Here is a 19,405-nt window from a genome sequence, read left to right as displayed (position 1 = left end):
GTTCTCGAGCATTTTTCCTTCGCTAGTTCTGCTCACTTACTTAGTGTGATTGGTATAATATCAATCGTTATCATTCTTTGTGATACAAAATGCCAAGCGTAAGCTTGGCATTTTGTATGGATACTGCCTGATAACATCAATTGCAGTACAAGGTATTCCGTTCAAAAAAGTTAAGCGATTCGGTCTTTTTCCCAAGCTGCTACTTTCTCAGCACGTTGTGCCTCTTTCGCTTCGCGACGTTTACGTGCATCACAAGGTTCAGGGCAACTGCACACTTTATCAATGCCCATTGCATCCAAGCCACCACAGCTTCCTTTTACTACTTTCTTTTGGATAATGTAGCCTATGGACATCAATACGATGAAGCCAAGGAAAATACCAAAAGTCACTAAGAACGTTGTCATAGCTCAACCTTACTTATTTAAATACTGAGCAAAGGCATCCGAATACACCTCTTTAAACCCATCTTCGGTTTTTATAACCATAAACACCGCTAGACCGTTTTGATTGGCTACTCGAATACCTTCTTTCTCTCCTAGCACCATCAAGCCAGTCGCTAGACCATCGGCTGTCATGCAAGAAGGATGAATTGCTGTTACAGAGACTACCTTGTGTGCAATCGGTTTTCCAGTTTTTGGATTGATGATGTGTGAATAACGAATGCCATCACGTTCAAAATAATTGCGGTAATCACCCGATGTTGCCATCGCCATATTGCCTGGTTGAATAATCAGTTCAACTTCTCTGACATCTACAGTGGGTTTTTCAATGGCGATTCGCCAAGGGATCCCTTGATTGTTCTGTCCTTTCGATCTTAACTCACCACCGACTTCAACTAGATAACGTTGAATGCCGAGTGATTCAAGATAATTCGCTACCACATCCACGCCCCAACCTTTGGCTATCGTGGAGAGATCAACGTACAGATCTGGTAAGTCTTTTGCTAAGCCTTGGTCAGTTAAAGAAAGGTGTTCAATACCTATCATTTTACGACGCGCTGCTAATTCTTCATCAGTTGGCACGGTATCAGGGCGAGCTTCTGGGCCAAATCCCCAAAGATTCACCAAAGGACCAACGGTAACGTCAAGCGCACCTTCAGTGAGTTTGTTTAAACGAATTGATTCGCGCACTACCGTTTCCATATCTTTAGATAATGGGAAAGGCTGCGTTTTTTTATATTGGTTAAATTGGCTTAATTCAGATTTAGGGCGATAGGTCGACATTTGGTCGTTGACCTTCTCTAGCAGTTCATCAATTTTGCTCTGCATCGCTTCCGAATCAGCCACTTTACTATCAGCGATATATTTAATGTGATAGGTCGTACCCATCGTTTTACCCGCCAATGCAACTTGCTCTGGCGCTTGCTCACAGCCACTTAGCACCACTACTGAAACCAGTATTGCTGTTAGCCATTTTGAACCTTGAATAAGATGATTTGCAAACTTCATCTTGTTTTCCTTATACCAATACAGGGCAAGCCTACTATCGCGATAGACGATAAAACAAAATGGCTGACTCAAAGAGCCAGCCATTGTTTTATCTGATTACGGCTTAGCCACCGAAGTCATCAAGTAGGATGTTTTCATCCTCTACACCTAGGTCTTTTAGCATGCCGATTACAGCTGCATTCATCATAGGTGGACCACACATGTAGTACTCACAATCTTCTGGAGCTTCGTGATCCTTCAGATAGTTTTCGTACAATACGTTGTGTATGAAGCCTGTGTAGCCATCCCAGTTATCCTCTGGAAGAGGATCAGATAACGCACAATGCCATACAAAGTTGTCGTTTTCTTCGGCTAGTTTATCGAAATCTTCAATGTAGAACATTTCACGTTTCGAACGAGCACCATACCAGAACGTCATCTTACGCTTAGATTGCAAACGTAGCAGCTGATCAAAGATATGAGAGCGCATTGGAGCCATACCGGCACCACCACCAACAAACACCATTTCGTTATCAGTATCTTTAGCGAAGAACTCACCAAATGGACCTGAAATAGTACACTTGTCGCCTGCTTTTAGAGACCAAATGTACGAAGACATAATGCCCGGTGGAACGTCAGGATTATTAGGCGGCGGCGTAGCAATACGCACGTTCAGCTTAATAAGGCCTTTTTCTTCTGGATAAGAAGCCATTGAGTATGCACGGATAGACTCTTCTTTTACGATAGATTCGTAACGGAATAGATTGAATTTATCCCAATCTTCACGGTACTCATCTGGAATATCAAAGTCAGCATATTTAATGTGATGAGGTTCAGCTTCAATCTGAATGTAACCACCCGCACGGAACGGTACTTCTTCACCATCAGGAATTTGCAGTACAAGCTCTTTGATGAAAGTCGCTTCGTTGTCATTAGAAAGAACCGTACATTCCCACTTTTTAACACCGAAGATCTCTTCAGGAAGTTCGATTTCCATGTCAGTTTTTATAGCAACCTGACAGGCTAAACGCTCACCTTCACGTGCTTCACCTTTACTAATATGGTCAAGCTCAGTTGGTAAGATATCACCACCACCGGATTTCACTTTAACGCGACACTGACCACAAGAGCCACCGCCACCACAAGCTGACGATACAAAGATACCGTTGCCTGCAAGTGCACTCAGCAGTTTGTCACCCGGAGAAACGGTAAAACCTTTCTCTGGATCACCATTAACTAAAATATTGACGTCACCCGTTGGTACCAGCTTAGATTTAGCGAATAAAATCACTAGCACTAACACCAATACAATCAGAGTAAACATCACAACGCCAAGAACGATCGTATTCATTGACTAATCCTTATAATTTACTCTTACAGTTGAACACCGGAGAAAGACATAAAGCCCAACGCCATTAGGCCTACAGTGATGAACGTAATACCAAGGCCGCGTAGACCTGGAGGTACATCAGAGTACTTCATCTTTTCACGTAGACCTGCAAGAGCAACGATTGCTAGCATCCAACCTACGCCAGAACCAAAGCCATACACGACCGATTCAGCAAAGTTGTAGTCACGCTGTACCATGAAAGATACGCCACCGAAAATTGCACAGTTCACCGTAATCAACGGTAGGAAAATACCTAGCGCGTTGTACAAAGGTGGGAAGAAGCGGTCTAATACCATTTCCAAAATCTGTACTAGAGCTGCGATAACACCGATGAAGGTAATGAAGTTAAGGAAACTTAAATCCACACCCGAGACTAACGCATTCTCTTTCAACACTAGGTTGTACAGTAAGTTGTTCACAGGAACAGCGATGGTTAATACCACCACTACTGCAACACCAAGACCGAAAGAGGTTTTCACCTTCTTAGATACAGCAAGGAATGTACACATGCCCAAGAAGAAGGATAATGCTAGGTTTTCGATGAAAATCGATTTAACCAGCAAGCTAATATAATGTTCCATCGTGCTACTACTCCTTCGCTTCTATTTGTTCAGGCTTGAAGATACGAATCACCCAAATCATGAAGCCAATCAAGAAGAATGCAGACGGCGCAAGCAAGAACATACCGTTAGGCTGATACCAACCACCGTCAGACACTAGAGGAAGTACTTCCATACCAAACAATTTGCCAGAACCAATCAGTTCACGGAAAAATGCCACAGTAATCAGTACGAAACCATAACCTAAACCATTACCGATACCATCAAGTAGCGATGGGATTGGCGCAGATTTCATTGCGTATGCTTCCGCACGCCCCATTACGATACAGTTCGTAATGATCAAGCCAACGAATACCGATAGCTGTTTAGAGATATCGTAAAGGTAAGCTTTTAGGATTTGGTCTACCACGATAACCAACGAAGCGATAATCGCCATCTGTACGATGATACGTACGCTGTTGGGAATGTGATTACGAATAACAGACACGAAGAAGTTAGACAAAGCAGTAACAAAAATTACCGCCAACGTCATAACAAATGCTGTTTCAAGCTTAGTGGTTACCGCAAGCGCGGAACAGACACCAAGAACCTGCAAAGCAATTGGGTTGTTATCTAAAACAGGAGCCCAAAGGTTTTGCTTCACTTCTTTAGACATAGCCATTAGTTCAGCTCTCCTTCGCGTACTTTAGCAAGGAATGGTCCGAAGCCCATATCGCCTAACCAGAAATCAAAAGTGTGTTGTACGCCGTTACCCGTCAAAGTTGCGCCAGAAAGGCCATCAACACCGTGAATGTCATCCGCAGCTGCGCCGCCTTTAACAATCTTCAATGCCGGCTTAAAGTTGTCATCAAAAAGCTGCTTGCCTTCAAATTGACCTACCCAGTTCGGGTTTTCTACTTCACCACCAAGTCCAGGAGTTTCACCTTGCTCGTAGTAAGTAATGCCCGAAACAGTATTGCCGTCCATTTCAACTGCAACAAAAGCGTACATCATTGACCAAAGACCTGTGCCGTGGATAGGGATAATCACTTTTGAATAGTGGTCACCCTCTTTAACTAGGTACACTGTACCTACGTTTGCACGACGAATGATTTTAGCTGTGTCATCTGCTGGATCTAAACGAATAGACTGAGCAGGATCTTTTGCCGCTGCTCGTTGATCGTATGCCGCAGCATCACCTTCAACAAACTCACCGGTTTTAAGGTCAACTAAACGAGGTTCAATGTAATTGCCAAACAACTCTTGAACGGAACCCTGCTCAGCGATCTTCGCAACTTCTACAATTTTTGTTTGCTTATCTAGCACCGCATTGGCTTGTTGCTTATCACGTAGCCCTACCGCTGCTGTCGAAACAACAACAGAACAAATCAGGCTTAAACCAATAACGACACCTAGCGTCTTTTTAATGCTATCGTTTTTATTTGCCATAGCGTGCTAGTCTCCGCTTAATGTTCTTCTCGATAACAACGTGATCGAATAGTGGCGCGAACAGGTTCGCAAATAGAATCGCCAGCATCATACCCTCTGGGTATGCCGGGTTAACGACTCGAATCAACACACACATCAAACCAATTAAAATACCGTACCACCACTTACCTTTGTTGGTAAAAGAGGCTGAGACTGGGTCGGTTGCCATGAAGAACATACCAAAAGCAAAACCACCCAAAACAAGGTGCCAGTGCCACGGCATACTGAACATTGCATTGGTATCAGAACCAATAAGATTGAATAGAGTCGCAGTTGCGATCATACCAATCATTACACCCGCAATAATGCGCCAAGATGCAATTCCCATGTACACGATCATCAGTGCACCTAGCATCAAGAATAAGGTTGAAACCTCACCGATAGAGCCTGGGATATTACCGATAAATGCGTCCATCCAAGTAATGGATTGACCCGTTACATTATTGATTAGGTTAGAGTTACCACCTTGTGCCCACTGGCTAAGTGCAGTTGCACCAGAGAAACCATCAGCAGCAGTCCAAACTAAATCACCTGAGATTTGTGCAGGGTATGCAAAGAACAAAAATGCACGACCCGCTAATGCAGGGTTTAGGAAGTTACGACCAGTACCACCAAAAATTTCTTTTGCGACCACAACACCGAAGGTAATACCTAATGCTGCTTGCCATAGAGGCAGTGTCGGCGGAACAATCAGTGCAAATAGAATAGAGGTAACAAAGAAGCCTTCATTCACTTCGTGTTTACGCACGATACAAAACAGAACTTCCCAGAAACCACCCACAATAAAGACGGTAGCGTAGATAGGTAAGAAATACGTTGCACCAAGCAACATCTTACTGCCCCAGCCAGCATCAGCACTGATGCTGCCACCTAACATTTCTGTTAACCAGTAGTGCCAGTTACCTGAAACCAACGTCGCTAAATCGGCACCTGAATGTAAAAAGGTCAGCGCTGTGATTGCCTGGTTACCCGTATTGTACATCCCCCAGAACATCGCAGGAAAAACCGCAAACCACACCATAATCATGATGCGTTTTAAATCGACACTATCACGAACGTGTGACTTGGTTTTTGTTACCGTACCCGGTGTATAAAAGAGCGTTGCAGCTGCTTCATAAAGAGGGTACCACTTTTCCCATTTACCATTGGCTTCGAAATGCGGTTCGATATCCTCAATAAATTTCTTCAACATGACTTAACCTTCCTTCTCGATAGTGTCTAGACACTCACGAAGTAATTCACCAAACTCATATTTGCCAGAACAAACATAAGTACAAAGGGCGATGTCTTCTTCGGATAGTTCTAACACACCTAAGCGTTGCGCACTGTCTACATCTCCAGCACACAAATCGCGCAGAAGCAGCGTCGGTTCAATATCTAATGGCATAACTTTTTCGTAACTGCCGATTGGAACCATCGCACGCTCACCGCCATTTAGCGATGTCGTTAAGTTGAACAGTTGGCCTTTAAATAGATGACCAAGGAATGAACGTGTTACAGAGAACTTGTTTTTACCAGGCATTGCCCAGCCAAATAGCTCTTTATCTCTGCCTTCGCGCAATGCAGAGACCTGCACATGGTAGCGACCAAGGAAAGCATGAGAACCCGTAGCATGTGTTCCCCAAAGAACCGAACCTGAGATGATACGAACCTCTCCTGGCATCAATTCTTTATCCACTAACTCAGGAAGGTATGCGCCGAGCGTAGTGCGAACCAGACGAGGGTTGCTCACTACAGGACCGCCTAAAGCAACCACACGATCTGTATAGATCTCACCCGTTAAAAATAACTTACCGAACGCAATCACATCTTGGTAATTGATGCTCCAAGCGACATGCTGCTCGTTGACGGGGTACAAAAAGTGCATATGAGTGCCCACAAGACCCGCAGGGTGTGGACCAGAAAAGACATGCTCTTCTACATTGCTTTGCTCTGAGCGAGGAAGGGAACCGCCGCTTTTACAGACATAAACCTTACCATTAGTCAGTACTGACAAAAGATCTAAGCCTGCGACAAACGCTTCATCCTGATCATTAATAATAACGTCTGGATTCCCTGCTAATGGGTTAGTATCTATTGCTGTAACGAAGATGGCATCAGTCGAAGAATCGACTGCAGGAACCTTACTGAACGGACGAGTTTTTAAAGCGGTCCACGAACCAGAATCAACCAGTTGTTTGCGAATAACATTCGCATCTAACTTAGCCAGTTCTTGTTGTTCATATTTATCAAAGGTGATTTGCTCGTCACCAGCTGTTTCAATAACAACTGATTGCAAAACACGCTTTGCACCACGGTTAACTTGCGTAACCGTTCCACTTTGAGGTGCAGTAAAGACCACGCCAGGGTTCTTTTTATCAGCAAAAAGAACCTGCCCTTTCTTTACTACGTCCCCTTCGCGAACATGCATTGTTGGTCGCATGCCCACGTACTCTTCGCCCAGCAAGGCGACTTTTGAAACGGGATTCCCGTCATTAATCACCTGGGTAGGAGTACCTGATATAGGCAGGTCCAAACCCTTTTTAATTGTAATCATACGCACTTGCACTATTTTAATGAAAAAGACTTTCGTAACAAAAGCACTCTCTATTTATGCTCTTGTTTGTAACAGATAGGTCAGATTCTCTAACATATCCTTGTTAACGACCAAATAACCCTTTAATTGAGTCTTTAAGGGTTCGCAATTCTAACATTAACGCTGGTGTACATTCCATGAAGACCTGTGATGATTAGCAAGAAATTACAAACTTCTAGCGATAAGCGCCATTTAAATTGATCTAAAACACGGCAATAACAGTAATTTTATGGTCACAAGGTTAAATTGTGAACAATTAGTAAAATGTAATAATTTTTAACATTGTACTGTCAATCTATAGATATTGCTCCCTTTAGTGTCCTCCCCCCATACAATCTGGTGAGCTAGGGAACGTTTGTTGTTTCCATTCTTCTTTTGTCAGCGTATGCATTGAAAGTGCATGTAGCCCATCGCCGAATTCGTCACTTAATGCTTCGTTTACTAAGCGGTGGCGAGCCACCAATCTAAGACCGCAAAATTTATCACTGACAATAATGACCTTAAAATGGCTTTCTGAACCTTCTGGCACATTGTGTTTGTAGCTCTCATTGATGACTTGTAAGTGGTGCGGAGAGAAGTAAAAGTCCAGTTTTTTTTCTATTTGCTGCTGTCGCATGCGATTTCTCTATGTTGATACGTATAGGAAGACAAAGCATAAACTTATAGTGCTTTTCCGTTCCTGTACAATTTACTACGAAAGACAAAACAAATTAAACTTGAGCACTGCTTGTATTCTAAAACAGAACAATAAGTTAATTCGCAAAAATAGCGCTAATTTGCGACAATAGACAAAGTTTAGGATCACCTTTTTAACATTTATAATCATGAAAACAGAGCTCGTACTGCACGACCAACAATTTACTCTTCATCGATTCCCTAAAAGAGCGAATGAAACACTTCAAGCTTGGGATGCAGGCGATGAATACATCATCAATCACTTCACAGAGACACCACTAACGTCTGGCTCTAAAGTTTTAATTTTAAATGATAATTTTGGCGCTTTGAGCTGTTGGTTTTCACGTGAACACCAAGTGTTCTTACAAACAGACTCATTAATTAGTCAAAAAGGAGCCCAGCAAAACCTGCAACACAATCAGTGCAACAGCATCACTTTTCTGCGTTCAACTGACGCTATCCCAAGTGATATAGATGTTGTCATAATGCAACTTCCTAAAAGCAATCGATTCTTAACATGGCAATTGCATCAAATTAAAACGCACTTAAATCCTAGTACTCCAGTGGTTGCAGTCAACAAAGCCAATGCAATTCATACTTCTACCCTTAAGTTATTTGAAAAATACCTTGGCGAAACGACAACGTCTCTGGCTTGGAAAAAACACCGATTGGTGTTCAGTCAGGTAGGGACTCAAGAGACCGCGACTGTAGAACAGAAAACCAACTGGACAGTGCCAGAGCACAATATGCAACTGAGCAACTTAGCCAACGTCTATTCTGGAGAAAGCCTTGATTTGGGGGCTCGCTTTATATTAGAACATCTGCCACAAGGCTCTAAGCAGACCAAGATCATCGACCTTGGTTGCGGAAATGGTGTGTTATCCATCAAATTAGGTCGAAATAACCCTTACTCGCAGATTACTAGCGTTGATGAAAGTTTTATGGCGGTAGAGTCGGCACGCATAAATGTCACCAACAACGTAGACAACCCTGAGCGATATACCTTTACTGCTAATAATTGCCTTGATGGTTTTGAAAAAGAGCACTACGACTTGGTCGTGTGCAATCCACCATTTCATCAACAAAACACCGTGACAGACCACATTGCATGGCAAATGTTTCGCGATGCTCATCACGCTCTAGAAGCAGCTGGAGAGTTATTAGTCGTGGGTAATGGTCACTTAGGCTATTTAGCAAAATTGACTCGCTTGTTTGGGAAAGGCCAAGTCAGTATCGTCGCCAGCAATAAAAAGTTTGTGATTCTTTCTGCAAAGAAAGCTTCTTAAAAATCAATCAACTAAACACTAGAGTCGCGTTGCTTATGCTACTCTCGGTAAAGTCGTTTATTTTTCACTATGTTATTAAGGGAACTCTCAATGAAACATTTGCTGATTATTGTTTTTTCAGCCCTAATATTGGGCGGTTGCGCAAGCCCAACTGACCAACAACTGAATTTCAACCCTCAAGCTGACAGCAATCAAGTGACGATCAAGGAGCAAAAAACCTTGGCCCTCACCACCACTGACGTGCGTACAGCTCAATACTTAGCATTGGTGACAAAAGGCGAAGATAAGGCGATGCCAATCCACGCCAAGCAAAATGCAAGAGTTGCCTTAAACAAGGCCATGCAATCTGTCTTGCAATCACAGGGCTTTGTCATTGTGAACAAAAGCGATAACAGTGTGGACGTTGAGCTGCAAGAAGCTTTAGTGCGTGTAAAGTCATCCACTTTTAGTAACCAAATGGACGCTAAAGTTACGTTAAAAGTCACCGCTGAAACCCCTGCTGGGAAATTTGTAAAAACCTACTCAGGTAGCGCAAAAGGCGACAACTCAATGGGTGCCTCTAACGAACAAATCGAACATATGCTTAATCACGTGTCTAAACTCGTGTTAAATGACATAGCCAACGACGTAGAACTTATTAACTACATGCAGGAGAAATTTCAATGAGCCGCCTACTACTTGTCATCTGTGCCCTATTTAGTGCATCCGTATTCGCCAACACCAAAGTGATTTTTGAAACGACTTTAGGTAACTTCACGATTCAACTTAATGAAGACAAGGCGCCAATCAGTAGTGCTAACTTCCTGCGTTATGTCAAAGACGGCAGCTATGAAGGCACTATTTTCCATCGCGTTATTCCAGGGTTTATGGCTCAAGGTGGTGGTTTTAATGAAGATATGACGCAAATTCAAACCTACGGGCCGATTAAAAACGAAGCAAGTAACGGCCTACCGAATAAAGTCGGTAGTGTAGCAATGGCGCGCACGAATAACCCTGATTCAGCAACACGTCAGTTTTTCATAAACTATTCGGACAATGCCTTCTTAAACTATTCATCGTCTAACCCAGGCTATGCTGTATTTGGTCAAGTGGTTGATGGCTATGACGTTGTGCAAAAAATGGCGAGTGTGCCAACCAAAAGTAATGGTTTTATGAAAGATATCCCAGCAACACCTATCGTTGTCACAAAAGTGACAATTCAAAAATAAAACTCCTCTATAGTGACCCAAAGATAAACGCAGAGCAGCTGGCTCTGCGTTAGGTGTGAGGAAAAGGAAATAAAATGACGGATAAGATGTCTTGGGCTGAGACCTTTAAAAGTTACCTTGATAAGCGCTTACTTTGGGTGTTCATGCTAGGTTGCTCAAGTGGTTTTCCTTGGGTGCTGATTGGCTCTAACATGTCTGGTTGGCTAAAGGATGCCGGACTCAGTCGCGCAGCTATCGGCTACTTTGGCTCTGTGTTTGTCGTCTACGCCATCAATTTTATGTGGGCACCTTTGGTTGATAGAGTCAAACTGCCTATCCTGCATCGCCTATTAGGTCAGCGTCGCTCTTGGATCTTCTTATGCCAAGCTATTATGTTGGTGTGTACACTGGCAATTTCTGGTGTTGATCCGGCAAAAAGCCTCATGTTCACCTCTATGCTTGCCCTAGGTATCGCGATTGCCTCCTCCACTCAAGATGTCGCCATCGATGCCTACCGCATTGATAGTTTTTCTAAAAGTGAAGCGTCTAAATTACCTCAAGCTTCAGCGATGGCCGTCGTAGGATGGTGGACAGGCTATTCCCTTCCCGGTTACTTAGCCTTTGTGAATGCCGACAGTATCGGCTGGAACGGTGTTTATTTAGGTATGACCGCCATTGTGGCACTGCTTATGGTGTTCACGGTACTCACCAAAGAGCCTAAAACTGCGCGTAGCCAACTGCAATCGGAAGCTGAACAACGTCATAGCCAAGTCGTTGGCTCGCCTGTCGTAGCATGGTTTAGCGTGACATTAATTGAACCCTTTGCCGACTTTTTCCGACGTAATGGCGTGCGTGTTGCCATCACCTTATTATTGTTCGTGTTCCTATTTAAAATTGGTGAAGCCTTCCTTGGTCGTATGTCGATTCCTTTCTACAAAGAAATTGGCTTTAGCAACGAGCAAATTGGTGACTACTCCAAGTTGATCGGTTGGGGCGCGACGATTCTGTTCACCTTTATTGGCAGCATGTTTAACGTTAAGTTTGGCATAGTCAAAGGCTTAATGATTGGCGGTGTGGCAATGGCATCCAGCAATCTCATGTTTGCTTGGATTGCTCAGTCAGGTCCGAATGAAACATTATTTTTAGCCACTATCATTGTTGACAACTTTACCACGGCATTTTCAACGGTCGCCTTTGTGTCGTTTTTAACCGTCCTGACCGGGCAAGCATTTTCGGCTACCCAATATGCTCTACTTGCCTCGTTGGGTAACTTAGGCCGAACAACGTTAGCTTCTTTTAGTGGTGAATTGGTGGATTACCTAAATGATTGGTCTATGTTCTTTATCATTACCGCAGCAATGGTCATTCCTAGCTTAATTATGCTTTATTCCTTACGAGGCTATTTCAACAAAGTATTGGAAAAAGCGCGCTTACGTGGCCTTGAGGATGAACAACAGCACAAAGAATCGAATTCAGCCTAACGATATCACAGCCTAAATCACCGACATAAAAATAGGCTACACCATCATTGATGGGTAGCCTATTTTACTGAATGTCATCAAGCTATGGGTACATACCGCGTCCAAAGCGATTAAATAGACGAGCGGCTCCTTGAGTAAAGACCATAGTGTCACTTAGCAAGGTCAAACATAAACAATCCTGCCCTTCTTCGGTGCAAGGAGCATGCTTTACCGAAGCATCGGCCACAGTGTAATCCCCCTTGTTATATAGCCCAGCCTCATCATGAAACTGACCATGCAATACTAAAGTGGTTTCTACGCCCTTGTGCGTGTGCTGAGGAACCTGTACTCCTCCGCTAATATACAACAAGCTCAATCGCTGTTGCTCTCCAATATCTAACTGAGCGGTGTATACCTTTCCGGCATAGCTTTTCCACTCGCCTAACCGTTGGCTTAAGTTGCGCAAAGAGTGAGGCAAAATAAATTGCTTGCCATTGACCTCAATGTTCACTGCCTGTCTAACCGGATTAACGCTCGGTTTCTTATCTAGCGACACAATATCATTAAACATGGCTTCCATTGCAGCAGCCTCTAAGTCCACCTCTGGTATCTGCTCAGTAAAAGACTGAGAAGCAACAGCTTCATACTCTTGAACTTTACTGCGGCAATGAGGACACATCTCAAGGTGTGCGGCAACAGTGACACCATTACACGCATCAATGCTACCACTGGCATAGGCTTGCAGTAATTCGTTACTTGGATGATGTTTCATACTTGTTCCGCCCTTATCGTATCCTTTAGTTTCTCCACCGCTAGCCTCAACCGAGACTTCACGGTGCCGAGAGGAATATCAAATTTATCTGCGACATCCTGGTGAGGCAACTCATCCAAATAGATCGCTTTAATGACTTCTTTTTGTTTGGTTGGCAAAGTATCCAGATAGCGAACGATCTGTTCTCGCAGCATATCTCTTTCTGGTGAGTACTGGTCAACTAAATCCGGTGGACAGTAATCATCAGGCCAGATGTCATCGGCATGAATATGTAATTCCCTGCCTTTTTGTTTTCTAAGCAAATCAAAACAAAGGTTACGAGCAATGGTGTAGATCCATGTCGACAATGCGCTCTTATTACCATCAAATAAATGTGATTTTTGCCATACCGCCGCTAAGGTGTCTTGTACTAACTCCATAGCCACTTGCTCATTCTGCATATGCTTATAAGCAAACTGTTTAAGTCGAGGAGAAAAATGTTTAAACACAACAGCAAACGCAGCTTTATCACCGCGTTGCACCTTGGTCATACATTCATTCCACTCAGCCCGACTCGGGGTGGAGAGCTTGGTTAACGATTCCATGGTTCACCTTTGATAATGAGAGAGAATCACCCTCTTCGTGTATTTGAGAACTTCGCAACGCGATACGTCACACCGTCCTCTCACCCTCTTTCTATCTCTTTACGTCAATCCATTTAAAAACGATCACTATCGATTCAATTAAGTATATGACAGCCTTTAGCAAAGGGCTGAAAGAGTCACTATCAAGCATGGATAGCTTGGCAAAGAAACTTTACGGCTTCTTGGCAATCAGCTTGAGAGATCAAGTGCTCAAATTGCTCTTGCTGCATAGGTAATAATTCTAACCAACGCTGACTTACCCACGTTGCATCGTCGAAAAAACAATGTGCATAGAGTTTTTTTATCTCGGGAAATCGTTCGTACACTCTTCGCAGTTGCTCACTGATATAAATATTGTCTTGAGTCAGTTGCTGACTTTGCCAGTTATGTAAATATTCAATATCTCCACAACGCAAACCGTCAAACTCTCGCCAAATCTGCCGCACCCTAAATCGCTGTGTCCCCATAATTGTAATCCCCAGAAATCCATCGCTTAGCATGTCAAAATCCACAATTTTAGCGAGTGTGCCGACTTGAGAAATATTGTTTGCTGCACGCGTACGTCCTTCGTTGATAACACAGATGCCAAAGCCTTCATCAGCACGACAACAATCGCTGATCATACGTTTGTAGCGAGGCTCGAAGATTCTCAAATTCATTTTCCCTTCAGGCAACACCATAGAACTTAAAGGAAATAACTTTATACAGGGCATAGTTTACTCTCTGGTTTTATCTTCTAAACTAATACGAAGCAGAGCTAAATTAGATCAAATGCAATAAAAAACAGGCAAATAGAAAAAGTTCCATTAAAAATACGAAATGAATAATAAACGGCCATGATTTTCATATAAACGTGATCTCGATCACTATTTAATGTCACTTTTCTGCCTTGCAGTACTTTTATTTGTGCAGAAGATCTCTATTATTCTGTCAAAGGAAACCCACGCTATGGAATAGCAAAATCCATTTACCGCACACTTTTTTAGAGTACCCATTATTATGCGTAAATCACTTTTAACTCTTGGCCTACTAGCGGCTACTTCAGCTCCAGTTCTTGCGGCTGATTACACAGACGGTGACATCCACAAGAACGACTATAAGTGGATGCAATTCAACTTAATGGGCGCGTTTGACGAAAAGCCAGGTAATTCAAGCCATGACTACCTAGAAATGGAATTTGGCGGTCGCTCTGGGATCTTCGATCTTTATGGCTACGTTGATGTATTCAACCTTCTATCTAGCCCTAGCTCAGATAAAGCCGATGCCGATGCAAAAATGTTTATGAAATTTGCTCCGCGTATGTCTTTGGATGCACTGACTCATAAAGATCTATCATTTGGTCCAGTACAAGAGTTGTACGTTGCTTCAGAAATCACTTGGGATGGTGTAAGAACTAACGCTGCTAAAGGCACTTACGGTGTAAACCAACAAAAAATCGGTCTTGGTTCTGATGTAATGGTGCCTTGGCTTGGTAAAATTGGCCTAAACTTCTACGGCAACTACGATTCTAACCATAAAGATTGGAACGGTTACCAAGTGTCAACCAACTGGTTTAAACCTTTCTTCTTCTTTGAAAATGGTTCATTCCTTTCATACCAAGGTTACATCGATTACCAATTTGGCATGAAAGAGAAATACTCAGAAGCAAGCAACGGCGGCGCAATGTTCAACGGACTATACTGGCACTCTGAGCGTTACGCCGTGGGTTACGGTCTTAAACTTTACAAAGACATATACGGCATCAAAGATTCAAGCGCACTTGAATCATCAGGTGTAAGCCACTATGTTGCTGTCACTTACAAGTTCTAATAGAACTTAAAGTTGTAAAAAAGGCGCTTTTAGCGCCTTTTTTAGTGCCGTGAATTCGCCAATAAATGCATTTCCGAGTATCCTAGCCATGAATTTGTGTCCTTGGTTCTTATCTGTGTATTTCCCCCTTAAAATACACATGACAATGGGCATTTAAGACTGGAGAATGGTTTGAATATTACTATCCTTGGCGTAGGCGCCATTGGTTCGCTGTGGGCGTGTTATCTACACAATGCGGGTCACCATGTATCTTTGTGGAGCAGAGACACAGCGCCTAGCATATCGCTGTCATTTGCGCAGCAAGCACCCATTCAATTTAGCGCCAACCAAATCTCGGATATGAATAATGCCGATCTCGTGATTGTGGCAGTCAAAGCATGGCAGGTAGAACAAGCTCTATTGCCCATTATTCCGCATCTCAAAAAAGGCTGTTGCGTACTTTTTACCCACAATGGCATGGGCGCTGTCGATCCACTGTTAGCGCAACTGTCTGAGCACCCCGTGTTATTTGCTACCACCACTCACGGCGCACTCATAGATAATCAGTCTAAAATTCAACATACGGGACAGGGACAAACAACCGTCGGCGCTCTCAACGAGCGTGGCGCATTGCTATCATCACAAATAGTCCCTATGTTAGATCATGCTCTTGCACCTGTATCTTGGGACGATAATATTCAACAAGCTCTGTGGAATAAACTGGCGATTAATTGCTGTATCAATCCATTAACCGCCATCCATAATTGCCGTAACGGCGAGCTTGCACAAAGTGAGACTTTGACTCTCATACAAGCACTTTGTGTGGAAATTAGTAAAGTCATGACCGCTGAAGGACTGACTTGCGATAGCGATGCACTGTTTGCCAAAAGTCAGCAGGTTATCCAAGCCACCAGCGCCAATTTCTCGTCAATGCATCAAGACATTCAACATCAGCGTCGTACCGAGATCGACTATATTACGGGGTACTTACTCCAGCGTGCCAAAGCACAGCAGATTTTAACGCCGTACAATCAAACGCTTTATCAACAGATCAAACAAAAAGAGGCTCAGCAATGACCATTAAAGCCTTAGTACCCATAGCTCCGGGCACTGAAGAGATGGAAGCCATTACCATCATTGATGTTTTAATTCGTGCTAACTACCAAGTAACGGTAGCCAGCGTTGATCCGGAAGGCGCACTGACCTTTAAAGGTTCCCGTGGTATTCCACTTACCGCTGAGGTAAAACTTGTGGATGTAGCCGATGAAGAGTTTGATGTGATTGCCTTGCCCGGCGGTGTTGGCGGCGCTGAAGTTTTCCAGCAGAGCATTCTATTGGTAGAGATGATCAAACAGCAACAATATGATGGCAGACTCAATGCCGCTATTTGCGCGACACCAGCTCTGGTATTACAGCACCATCAGCTGTATCCAAAATCCCTGATGACGTGTCATCCACATTTTAAATCTCACATCCCGAAAAATAATTGGCGAGATAAACGCGTCACCTACGATCAGCTGAATAAACTGCTCACCAGCCAAGGACCCGCAAGTGCCTTTGAGTTTGCAATCGAGATCGTTATTTTACTGTCAGGTAAGCCCTTTGCTTGGAGTGTTGCCGAACCTATGGTGCCACTGCCAAATCTTCATTACTTCGATTTAGGAGCTAAAGGTGTTTGATATTCAAGCCATTCGAGCCCAATTTCCTGCATTGCAGCAACAAGTAAACCAACAACCTTTGGTGTACCTTGATAGCGCAGCTACCACACAAAAACCGTTGCAGGTTATCGATACAATTAGCCACTACTATTCGCAGCACAATGCCAATGTACACAGAGGCACGCACAGCTTAACGGCCAGCGCCACCAGCGCCTTTGAACAAGCTCGTGAAAATGTGCGCGCTTTCATCAATGCCAGCTCCCACAAAGAGATTGTATGGACGCGTGGCGCTACCGAAGCCATCAATTTGATTGCGCAAACGTATGCCAGAAACACTCTGCAAGCAGGTGATGAAATTCTGGTCAGTGAAATGGAGCACCACGCCAATATTGTTCCTTGGCAAATTGTGGCGGAGCAAACTGGCGCGAAAGTCGTAAAGATCCCTATGTTGGACGATTGCACTTTAGATCTTGAAGCTTTTCAAGCACGCCTTAATCACAACACCAAGATCTTAGCCATTGGCCAAGTTTCTAATGTCACCGGGACTCATCATCCTGTAAAACAGATGATCAAACTGGCTCGCCAATTTAATACGGTTGTCGTACTTGATGGTGCGCAAGGTATTGTTCACGAGGCGGTTGATGTGCAGGCGCTGGATTGTGATTTTTACGTCTTTTCAGGTCACAAGCTGTATGCGCCAACGGGCATTGGCGTGTTATACGGCAAACTGGCTTTACTGGAGGCCATGCCACCTTGGCATGGCGGCGGCAAAATGGTGCAAAAGGTCAGCTTCGCAGGCACTTCATTTAGTGAGCTTCCTGGAAAATTTGAGGCGGGCACGCCGAATGTAGCCGGCGCTTTAGCCCTCTCTAGCGCAATTGATTGGTTAACCAGCATCAATCATGCCGAGGCTGAGCAACATGTGCAGGCCTTGCAACACAAAGCCTACCAAGCCATTTCGCAAATTGAAGATATTGAGATTGTCGGTTATCAAGCAGGAGCCAGTATTTTAAGCTTTATTATGCCGGGAGTGCATCATGAAGATATTGCGACCTTGCTCGATCAACAAGGGATTGCGCTACGCGCGGGACACCACTGCGCTCATCCACTGATGGATAGCTTAGGTATAAAAGGAACGGTACGCATCTCTTTTGCTGTGTATAATAATGAACAAGAAGTGGATGCGCTCATTGCGGCTCTAACTAAGGCCGTTGATATGCTGTAGCGGCTTCTCAACAATCGCTAAACCTATAAACCTATGCGCTGAGTGTTTTAATTTGCTCAACAATCGCTTTAAGCCCATTGCCTCGCGATGGGCTTAAATGTTGGATCAAACCCAGTTTTTCAAAATAGTCATCGATATCAAACTGCTGAATTTGTTGGCTATTTTTGCCATTACATACTGTCAGTACCAAGGCAATCAAACCGCGCACAATGCGCGCGTCAGAGTCTGCACAAAACTGCCAAACTCCGTCAACTTGCTTACCCACCAACCATACTTGGCTTTCACAACCCGCCACTAACACTTGTTCAGCTTTTAGCTCATCAGGCATTACGGGTAATTGCTTACCCCAAAGGATCACCTGTCGATAACGCTGCTCCCAACCTTGGCATTGTTGCATCTGCGCAAGGATATCCTGTTCAAGAATGGTGCTGCCAAACGGGTTTTCTGGGTATGTCATGATAAGTAGACCTTAATTACGCGCTGTGTTTTTCAATCAATTTGGCAATGATACGCGACACTGCGACAAAACCAAAGGTGGCCGTCACAACAGTGGCTGCGCCAAAGCCGGTCGCACAATCCATTCGTTTAGGGCCTTCGGCTGTGGCTTTCACCGCGCAGACACTGCCATCGGCTTGCGGGTATTTAAGGTGCTCTGTAGAAAAGACGCAGTCGATGCCAAATTTACGCTTTGGATTCTTGCTAAAGTTATGGAAACGGCGCAATTGATCTTTGATTTTCTTCGCTAGCGGGTCTTGCACTGTCTTGCTCAGATCCGCCACAGTGATTTGCGTTGGGTCGACCTGACCACCCGCACCACCGATAGTGATCACTTTAATTTTGTTGCTACGACAATAGGCCAACAATGAAGTCTTGGCTTTAACGCTATCAATGGCATCTAATACGTAGTCGTATTCTTTACTCAGATATTCAGATTGATTTTCAGGGCCAATAAAGTCATCAATCAGATTCACTTTACACTCAGGGTTAATCAGCGCGACACGCTCTGCCATCACTTCAATTTTGCTCTTGCCCACAGTGCCACTCATAGCGTGAATTTGACGGTTGATGTTAGTCACGCACACATCGTCCATATCAATTAGGGTTAACTCACCCACGCCACTGCGCGCTAGCGCTTCTACTGCCCAAGAGCCCACACCACCAATACCAATCACACACACGTGCGCGGCACGTAAGATTTCCACTTCGCTATTTCCATACAGACGACGCGTACCGCCAAAACGTTGGTCATAGGATTCGGATGCTGGGGTGGTTAATTCTCGCATGAGCTTTATCTCTGAACTGTAAACAACAA

Annotated in this window: 22 protein-coding genes; 8 read left to right on the top strand and 14 right to left on the bottom strand. The window is 43.9% G+C overall.

All coding sequences use genetic code 11. The features are described 5' to 3' along the window. Positions 1-170 precede the first annotated feature (170 nt). From nqrM to VEZ01S_RS14135, 9 genes are all read right to left on the bottom strand, one after another. A complete protein-coding gene (gene nqrM, locus VEZ01S_RS14175; RefSeq protein ID WP_021714741.1) occupies positions 171-404 on the bottom strand; it encodes a (Na+)-NQR maturation NqrM in 234 nt (77 codons plus the stop codon). Positions 405-413: 9 nt separating this feature from the next. Next, positions 414-1,448: an FAD:protein FMN transferase gene (locus VEZ01S_RS14170; protein WP_021714740.1), complete on the bottom strand. Its 1,035-nt coding sequence runs from the start codon at positions 1,446-1,448 to the stop codon at positions 414-416. A 103-nt stretch (positions 1,449-1,551) separates the two neighbouring features. Next, complete coding sequence (gene nqrF / locus VEZ01S_RS14165) at positions 1,552-2,778, bottom strand: NADH:ubiquinone reductase (Na(+)-transporting) subunit F (RefSeq protein ID WP_021714739.1); 1,227 nt, start codon at positions 2,776-2,778, stop codon at positions 1,552-1,554. Between the two features lie 23 nt (positions 2,779-2,801). After that, positions 2,802-3,398 carry an NADH:ubiquinone reductase (Na(+)-transporting) subunit E gene (gene nqrE, locus VEZ01S_RS14160; RefSeq protein WP_021714738.1) on the bottom strand — a complete coding sequence of 199 codons (597 nt, stop codon included), beginning with the start codon at positions 3,396-3,398 and terminating at the stop codon, positions 2,802-2,804. Positions 3,399-3,405: 7 nt separating this feature from the next. Next, positions 3,406-4,038 carry an NADH:ubiquinone reductase (Na(+)-transporting) subunit D gene (locus VEZ01S_RS14155; protein ID WP_021714737.1) on the bottom strand — a complete coding sequence of 211 codons (633 nt, stop codon included), beginning with the start codon at positions 4,036-4,038 and terminating at the stop codon, positions 3,406-3,408. Beyond that, the gene (locus VEZ01S_RS14150) at positions 4,038-4,805 is read right to left on the bottom strand and encodes a Na(+)-translocating NADH-quinone reductase subunit C (protein ID WP_021714736.1); all 768 of its coding nucleotides are present in this window, start codon (positions 4,803-4,805) and stop codon (positions 4,038-4,040) included. Before VEZ01S_RS14150 ends, VEZ01S_RS14155 begins: the two co-directional genes overlap by 1 nt. After that, positions 4,795-6,036: an NADH:ubiquinone reductase (Na(+)-transporting) subunit B gene (locus VEZ01S_RS14145; RefSeq protein WP_021714735.1), complete on the bottom strand. Its 1,242-nt coding sequence runs from the start codon at positions 6,034-6,036 to the stop codon at positions 4,795-4,797. The genes VEZ01S_RS14150 and VEZ01S_RS14145 overlap by 11 nt, the downstream gene beginning before the upstream one ends. Positions 6,037-6,039: 3 nt before the next feature. After that, entirely contained in the window at positions 6,040-7,380 is a 1,341-nt protein-coding gene (locus VEZ01S_RS14140) for a Na(+)-translocating NADH-quinone reductase subunit A (protein ID WP_040891073.1), read from the bottom strand. Positions 7,381-7,732: 352 nt separating this feature from the next. Continuing rightward, positions 7,733-8,035, bottom strand: a complete 303-nt coding sequence (locus tag VEZ01S_RS14135) for a BolA family protein (protein ID WP_021714733.1) — start codon at positions 8,033-8,035, stop codon at positions 7,733-7,735. A gap of 208 nt (positions 8,036-8,243) precedes the next feature. Here VEZ01S_RS14135 and VEZ01S_RS14130 point away from each other — a divergent pair, with 208 nt between their 5' ends. From VEZ01S_RS14130 to VEZ01S_RS14115, 4 genes are all read left to right on the top strand, one after another. After that, positions 8,244-9,380, top strand: a complete 1,137-nt coding sequence (locus tag VEZ01S_RS14130; protein WP_021714732.1) for a methyltransferase — start codon at positions 8,244-8,246, stop codon at positions 9,378-9,380. 90 nt (positions 9,381-9,470) lie between these two features. Beyond that, positions 9,471-10,046, top strand: coding sequence for a YajG family lipoprotein (locus VEZ01S_RS14125; RefSeq protein ID WP_021714731.1), 576 nt, complete (start codon positions 9,471-9,473; stop codon positions 10,044-10,046). After that, entirely contained in the window at positions 10,043-10,588 is a 546-nt protein-coding gene (locus VEZ01S_RS14120) for a peptidylprolyl isomerase (RefSeq protein WP_021714730.1), read from the top strand. Before VEZ01S_RS14125 ends, VEZ01S_RS14120 begins: the two co-directional genes overlap by 4 nt. A 74-nt stretch (positions 10,589-10,662) precedes the next feature. Further along, complete coding sequence (locus VEZ01S_RS14115; RefSeq protein WP_021714729.1) at positions 10,663-12,048, top strand: AmpG family muropeptide MFS transporter; 1,386 nt, start codon at positions 10,663-10,665, stop codon at positions 12,046-12,048. An 82-nt stretch (positions 12,049-12,130) separates the two neighbouring features. Here the strand turns inward: VEZ01S_RS14115 and VEZ01S_RS14110 are convergent, their stop codons facing one another. The 3 genes from VEZ01S_RS14110 to VEZ01S_RS14100 form a co-directional block, all read right to left on the bottom strand. Further along, the gene (locus tag VEZ01S_RS14110) at positions 12,131-12,799 is read right to left on the bottom strand and encodes a ChrR family anti-sigma-E factor (protein WP_021714728.1); all 669 of its coding nucleotides are present in this window, start codon (positions 12,797-12,799) and stop codon (positions 12,131-12,133) included. Further along, the gene (locus VEZ01S_RS14105) at positions 12,796-13,383 is read right to left on the bottom strand and encodes a sigma-70 family RNA polymerase sigma factor (protein ID WP_021714727.1); all 588 of its coding nucleotides are present in this window, start codon (positions 13,381-13,383) and stop codon (positions 12,796-12,798) included. Before VEZ01S_RS14105 ends, VEZ01S_RS14110 begins: the two co-directional genes overlap by 4 nt. Before the next feature lie 182 nt (positions 13,384-13,565). Beyond that, positions 13,566-14,135, bottom strand: coding sequence for an LON peptidase substrate-binding domain-containing protein (locus tag VEZ01S_RS14100; protein ID WP_021714726.1), 570 nt, complete (start codon positions 14,133-14,135; stop codon positions 13,566-13,568). Between the two features lie 286 nt (positions 14,136-14,421). Between VEZ01S_RS14100 and VEZ01S_RS14095 the strand changes: the two genes are divergently transcribed. The 4 genes from VEZ01S_RS14095 to csdA all read left to right on the top strand — a co-directional run bounded on the left by VEZ01S_RS14095 (position 14,422) and on the right by csdA (position 18,093). Continuing rightward, positions 14,422-15,231: a nucleoside-specific channel-forming Tsx family protein gene (locus tag VEZ01S_RS14095; RefSeq protein WP_021714725.1), complete on the top strand. Its 810-nt coding sequence runs from the start codon at positions 14,422-14,424 to the stop codon at positions 15,229-15,231. A gap of 171 nt (positions 15,232-15,402) precedes the next feature. Then, a complete protein-coding gene (panE, locus tag VEZ01S_RS14090) occupies positions 15,403-16,287 on the top strand; it encodes a 2-dehydropantoate 2-reductase (RefSeq protein ID WP_021714724.1) in 885 nt (294 codons plus the stop codon). After that, positions 16,284-16,889: a DJ-1 family glyoxalase III gene (locus tag VEZ01S_RS14085; protein ID WP_021714723.1), complete on the top strand. Its 606-nt coding sequence runs from the start codon at positions 16,284-16,286 to the stop codon at positions 16,887-16,889. Before panE ends, VEZ01S_RS14085 begins: the two co-directional genes overlap by 4 nt. Then, a complete protein-coding gene (gene csdA / locus VEZ01S_RS14080) occupies positions 16,882-18,093 on the top strand; it encodes a cysteine desulfurase CsdA (protein WP_021714722.1) in 1,212 nt (403 codons plus the stop codon). The genes VEZ01S_RS14085 and csdA overlap by 8 nt, the downstream gene beginning before the upstream one ends. A gap of 31 nt (positions 18,094-18,124) precedes the next feature. On the opposite strand, the gene csdE is transcribed toward csdA, so the two are convergent. Next, positions 18,125-18,550, bottom strand: a complete 426-nt coding sequence (csdE, locus tag VEZ01S_RS14075; RefSeq protein ID WP_021714721.1) for a cysteine desulfurase sulfur acceptor subunit CsdE — start codon at positions 18,548-18,550, stop codon at positions 18,125-18,127. 16 nt (positions 18,551-18,566) lie between these two features. After that, positions 18,567-19,376, bottom strand: coding sequence for a tRNA cyclic N6-threonylcarbamoyladenosine(37) synthase TcdA (tcdA, locus tag VEZ01S_RS14070; RefSeq protein ID WP_021714720.1), 810 nt, complete (start codon positions 19,374-19,376; stop codon positions 18,567-18,569). Positions 19,377-19,405: the final 29 nt, after the last annotated feature.

This window comes from Vibrio ezurae NBRC 102218, from assembly GCF_000467185.1.
Taxonomy (GTDB): domain Bacteria; phylum Pseudomonadota; class Gammaproteobacteria; order Enterobacterales; family Vibrionaceae; genus Vibrio; species Vibrio ezurae.
This window is presented reverse-complemented; position numbering and strand designations above follow the sequence as displayed.

Coding starts and splice junctions, on each gene's coding strand:
- nqrM (WP_021714741.1), bottom strand. CDS start 404: ATGACAACGTTCTTAGTGACTTTTGGTATTTTCCTTGGCTTCATCGTA.
- VEZ01S_RS14170 (WP_021714740.1), bottom strand. CDS start 1,448: ATGAAGTTTGCAAATCATCTTATTCAAGGTTCAAAATGGCTAACAGCA.
- nqrF (WP_021714739.1), bottom strand. CDS start 2,778: ATGAATACGATCGTTCTTGGCGTTGTGATGTTTACTCTGATTGTATTG.
- nqrE (WP_021714738.1), bottom strand. CDS start 3,398: ATGGAACATTATATTAGCTTGCTGGTTAAATCGATTTTCATCGAAAAC.
- VEZ01S_RS14155 (WP_021714737.1), bottom strand. CDS start 4,038: ATGGCTATGTCTAAAGAAGTGAAGCAAAACCTTTGGGCTCCTGTTTTA.
- VEZ01S_RS14150 (WP_021714736.1), bottom strand. CDS start 4,805: ATGGCAAATAAAAACGATAGCATTAAAAAGACGCTAGGTGTCGTTATT.
- VEZ01S_RS14145 (WP_021714735.1), bottom strand. CDS start 6,036: ATGTTGAAGAAATTTATTGAGGATATCGAACCGCATTTCGAAGCCAAT.
- VEZ01S_RS14140 (WP_040891073.1), bottom strand. CDS start 7,380: ATGATTACAATTAAAAAGGGTTTGGACCTGCCTATATCAGGTACTCCT.
- VEZ01S_RS14135 (WP_021714733.1), bottom strand. CDS start 8,035: ATGCGACAGCAGCAAATAGAAAAAAAACTGGACTTTTACTTCTCTCCG.
- VEZ01S_RS14130 (WP_021714732.1), top strand. CDS start 8,244: ATGAAAACAGAGCTCGTACTGCACGACCAACAATTTACTCTTCATCGA.
- VEZ01S_RS14125 (WP_021714731.1), top strand. CDS start 9,471: ATGAAACATTTGCTGATTATTGTTTTTTCAGCCCTAATATTGGGCGGT.
- VEZ01S_RS14120 (WP_021714730.1), top strand. CDS start 10,043: ATGAGCCGCCTACTACTTGTCATCTGTGCCCTATTTAGTGCATCCGTA.
- VEZ01S_RS14115 (WP_021714729.1), top strand. CDS start 10,663: ATGACGGATAAGATGTCTTGGGCTGAGACCTTTAAAAGTTACCTTGAT.
- VEZ01S_RS14110 (WP_021714728.1), bottom strand. CDS start 12,799: ATGAAACATCATCCAAGTAACGAATTACTGCAAGCCTATGCCAGTGGT.
- VEZ01S_RS14105 (WP_021714727.1), bottom strand. CDS start 13,383: ATGGAATCGTTAACCAAGCTCTCCACCCCGAGTCGGGCTGAGTGGAAT.
- VEZ01S_RS14100 (WP_021714726.1), bottom strand. CDS start 14,135: ATGCCCTGTATAAAGTTATTTCCTTTAAGTTCTATGGTGTTGCCTGAA.
- VEZ01S_RS14095 (WP_021714725.1), top strand. CDS start 14,422: ATGCGTAAATCACTTTTAACTCTTGGCCTACTAGCGGCTACTTCAGCT.
- VEZ01S_RS14085 (WP_021714723.1), top strand. CDS start 16,284: ATGACCATTAAAGCCTTAGTACCCATAGCTCCGGGCACTGAAGAGATG.
- csdE (WP_021714721.1), bottom strand. CDS start 18,550: ATGACATACCCAGAAAACCCGTTTGGCAGCACCATTCTTGAACAGGAT.
- tcdA (WP_021714720.1), bottom strand. CDS start 19,376: ATGCGAGAATTAACCACCCCAGCATCCGAATCCTATGACCAACGTTTT.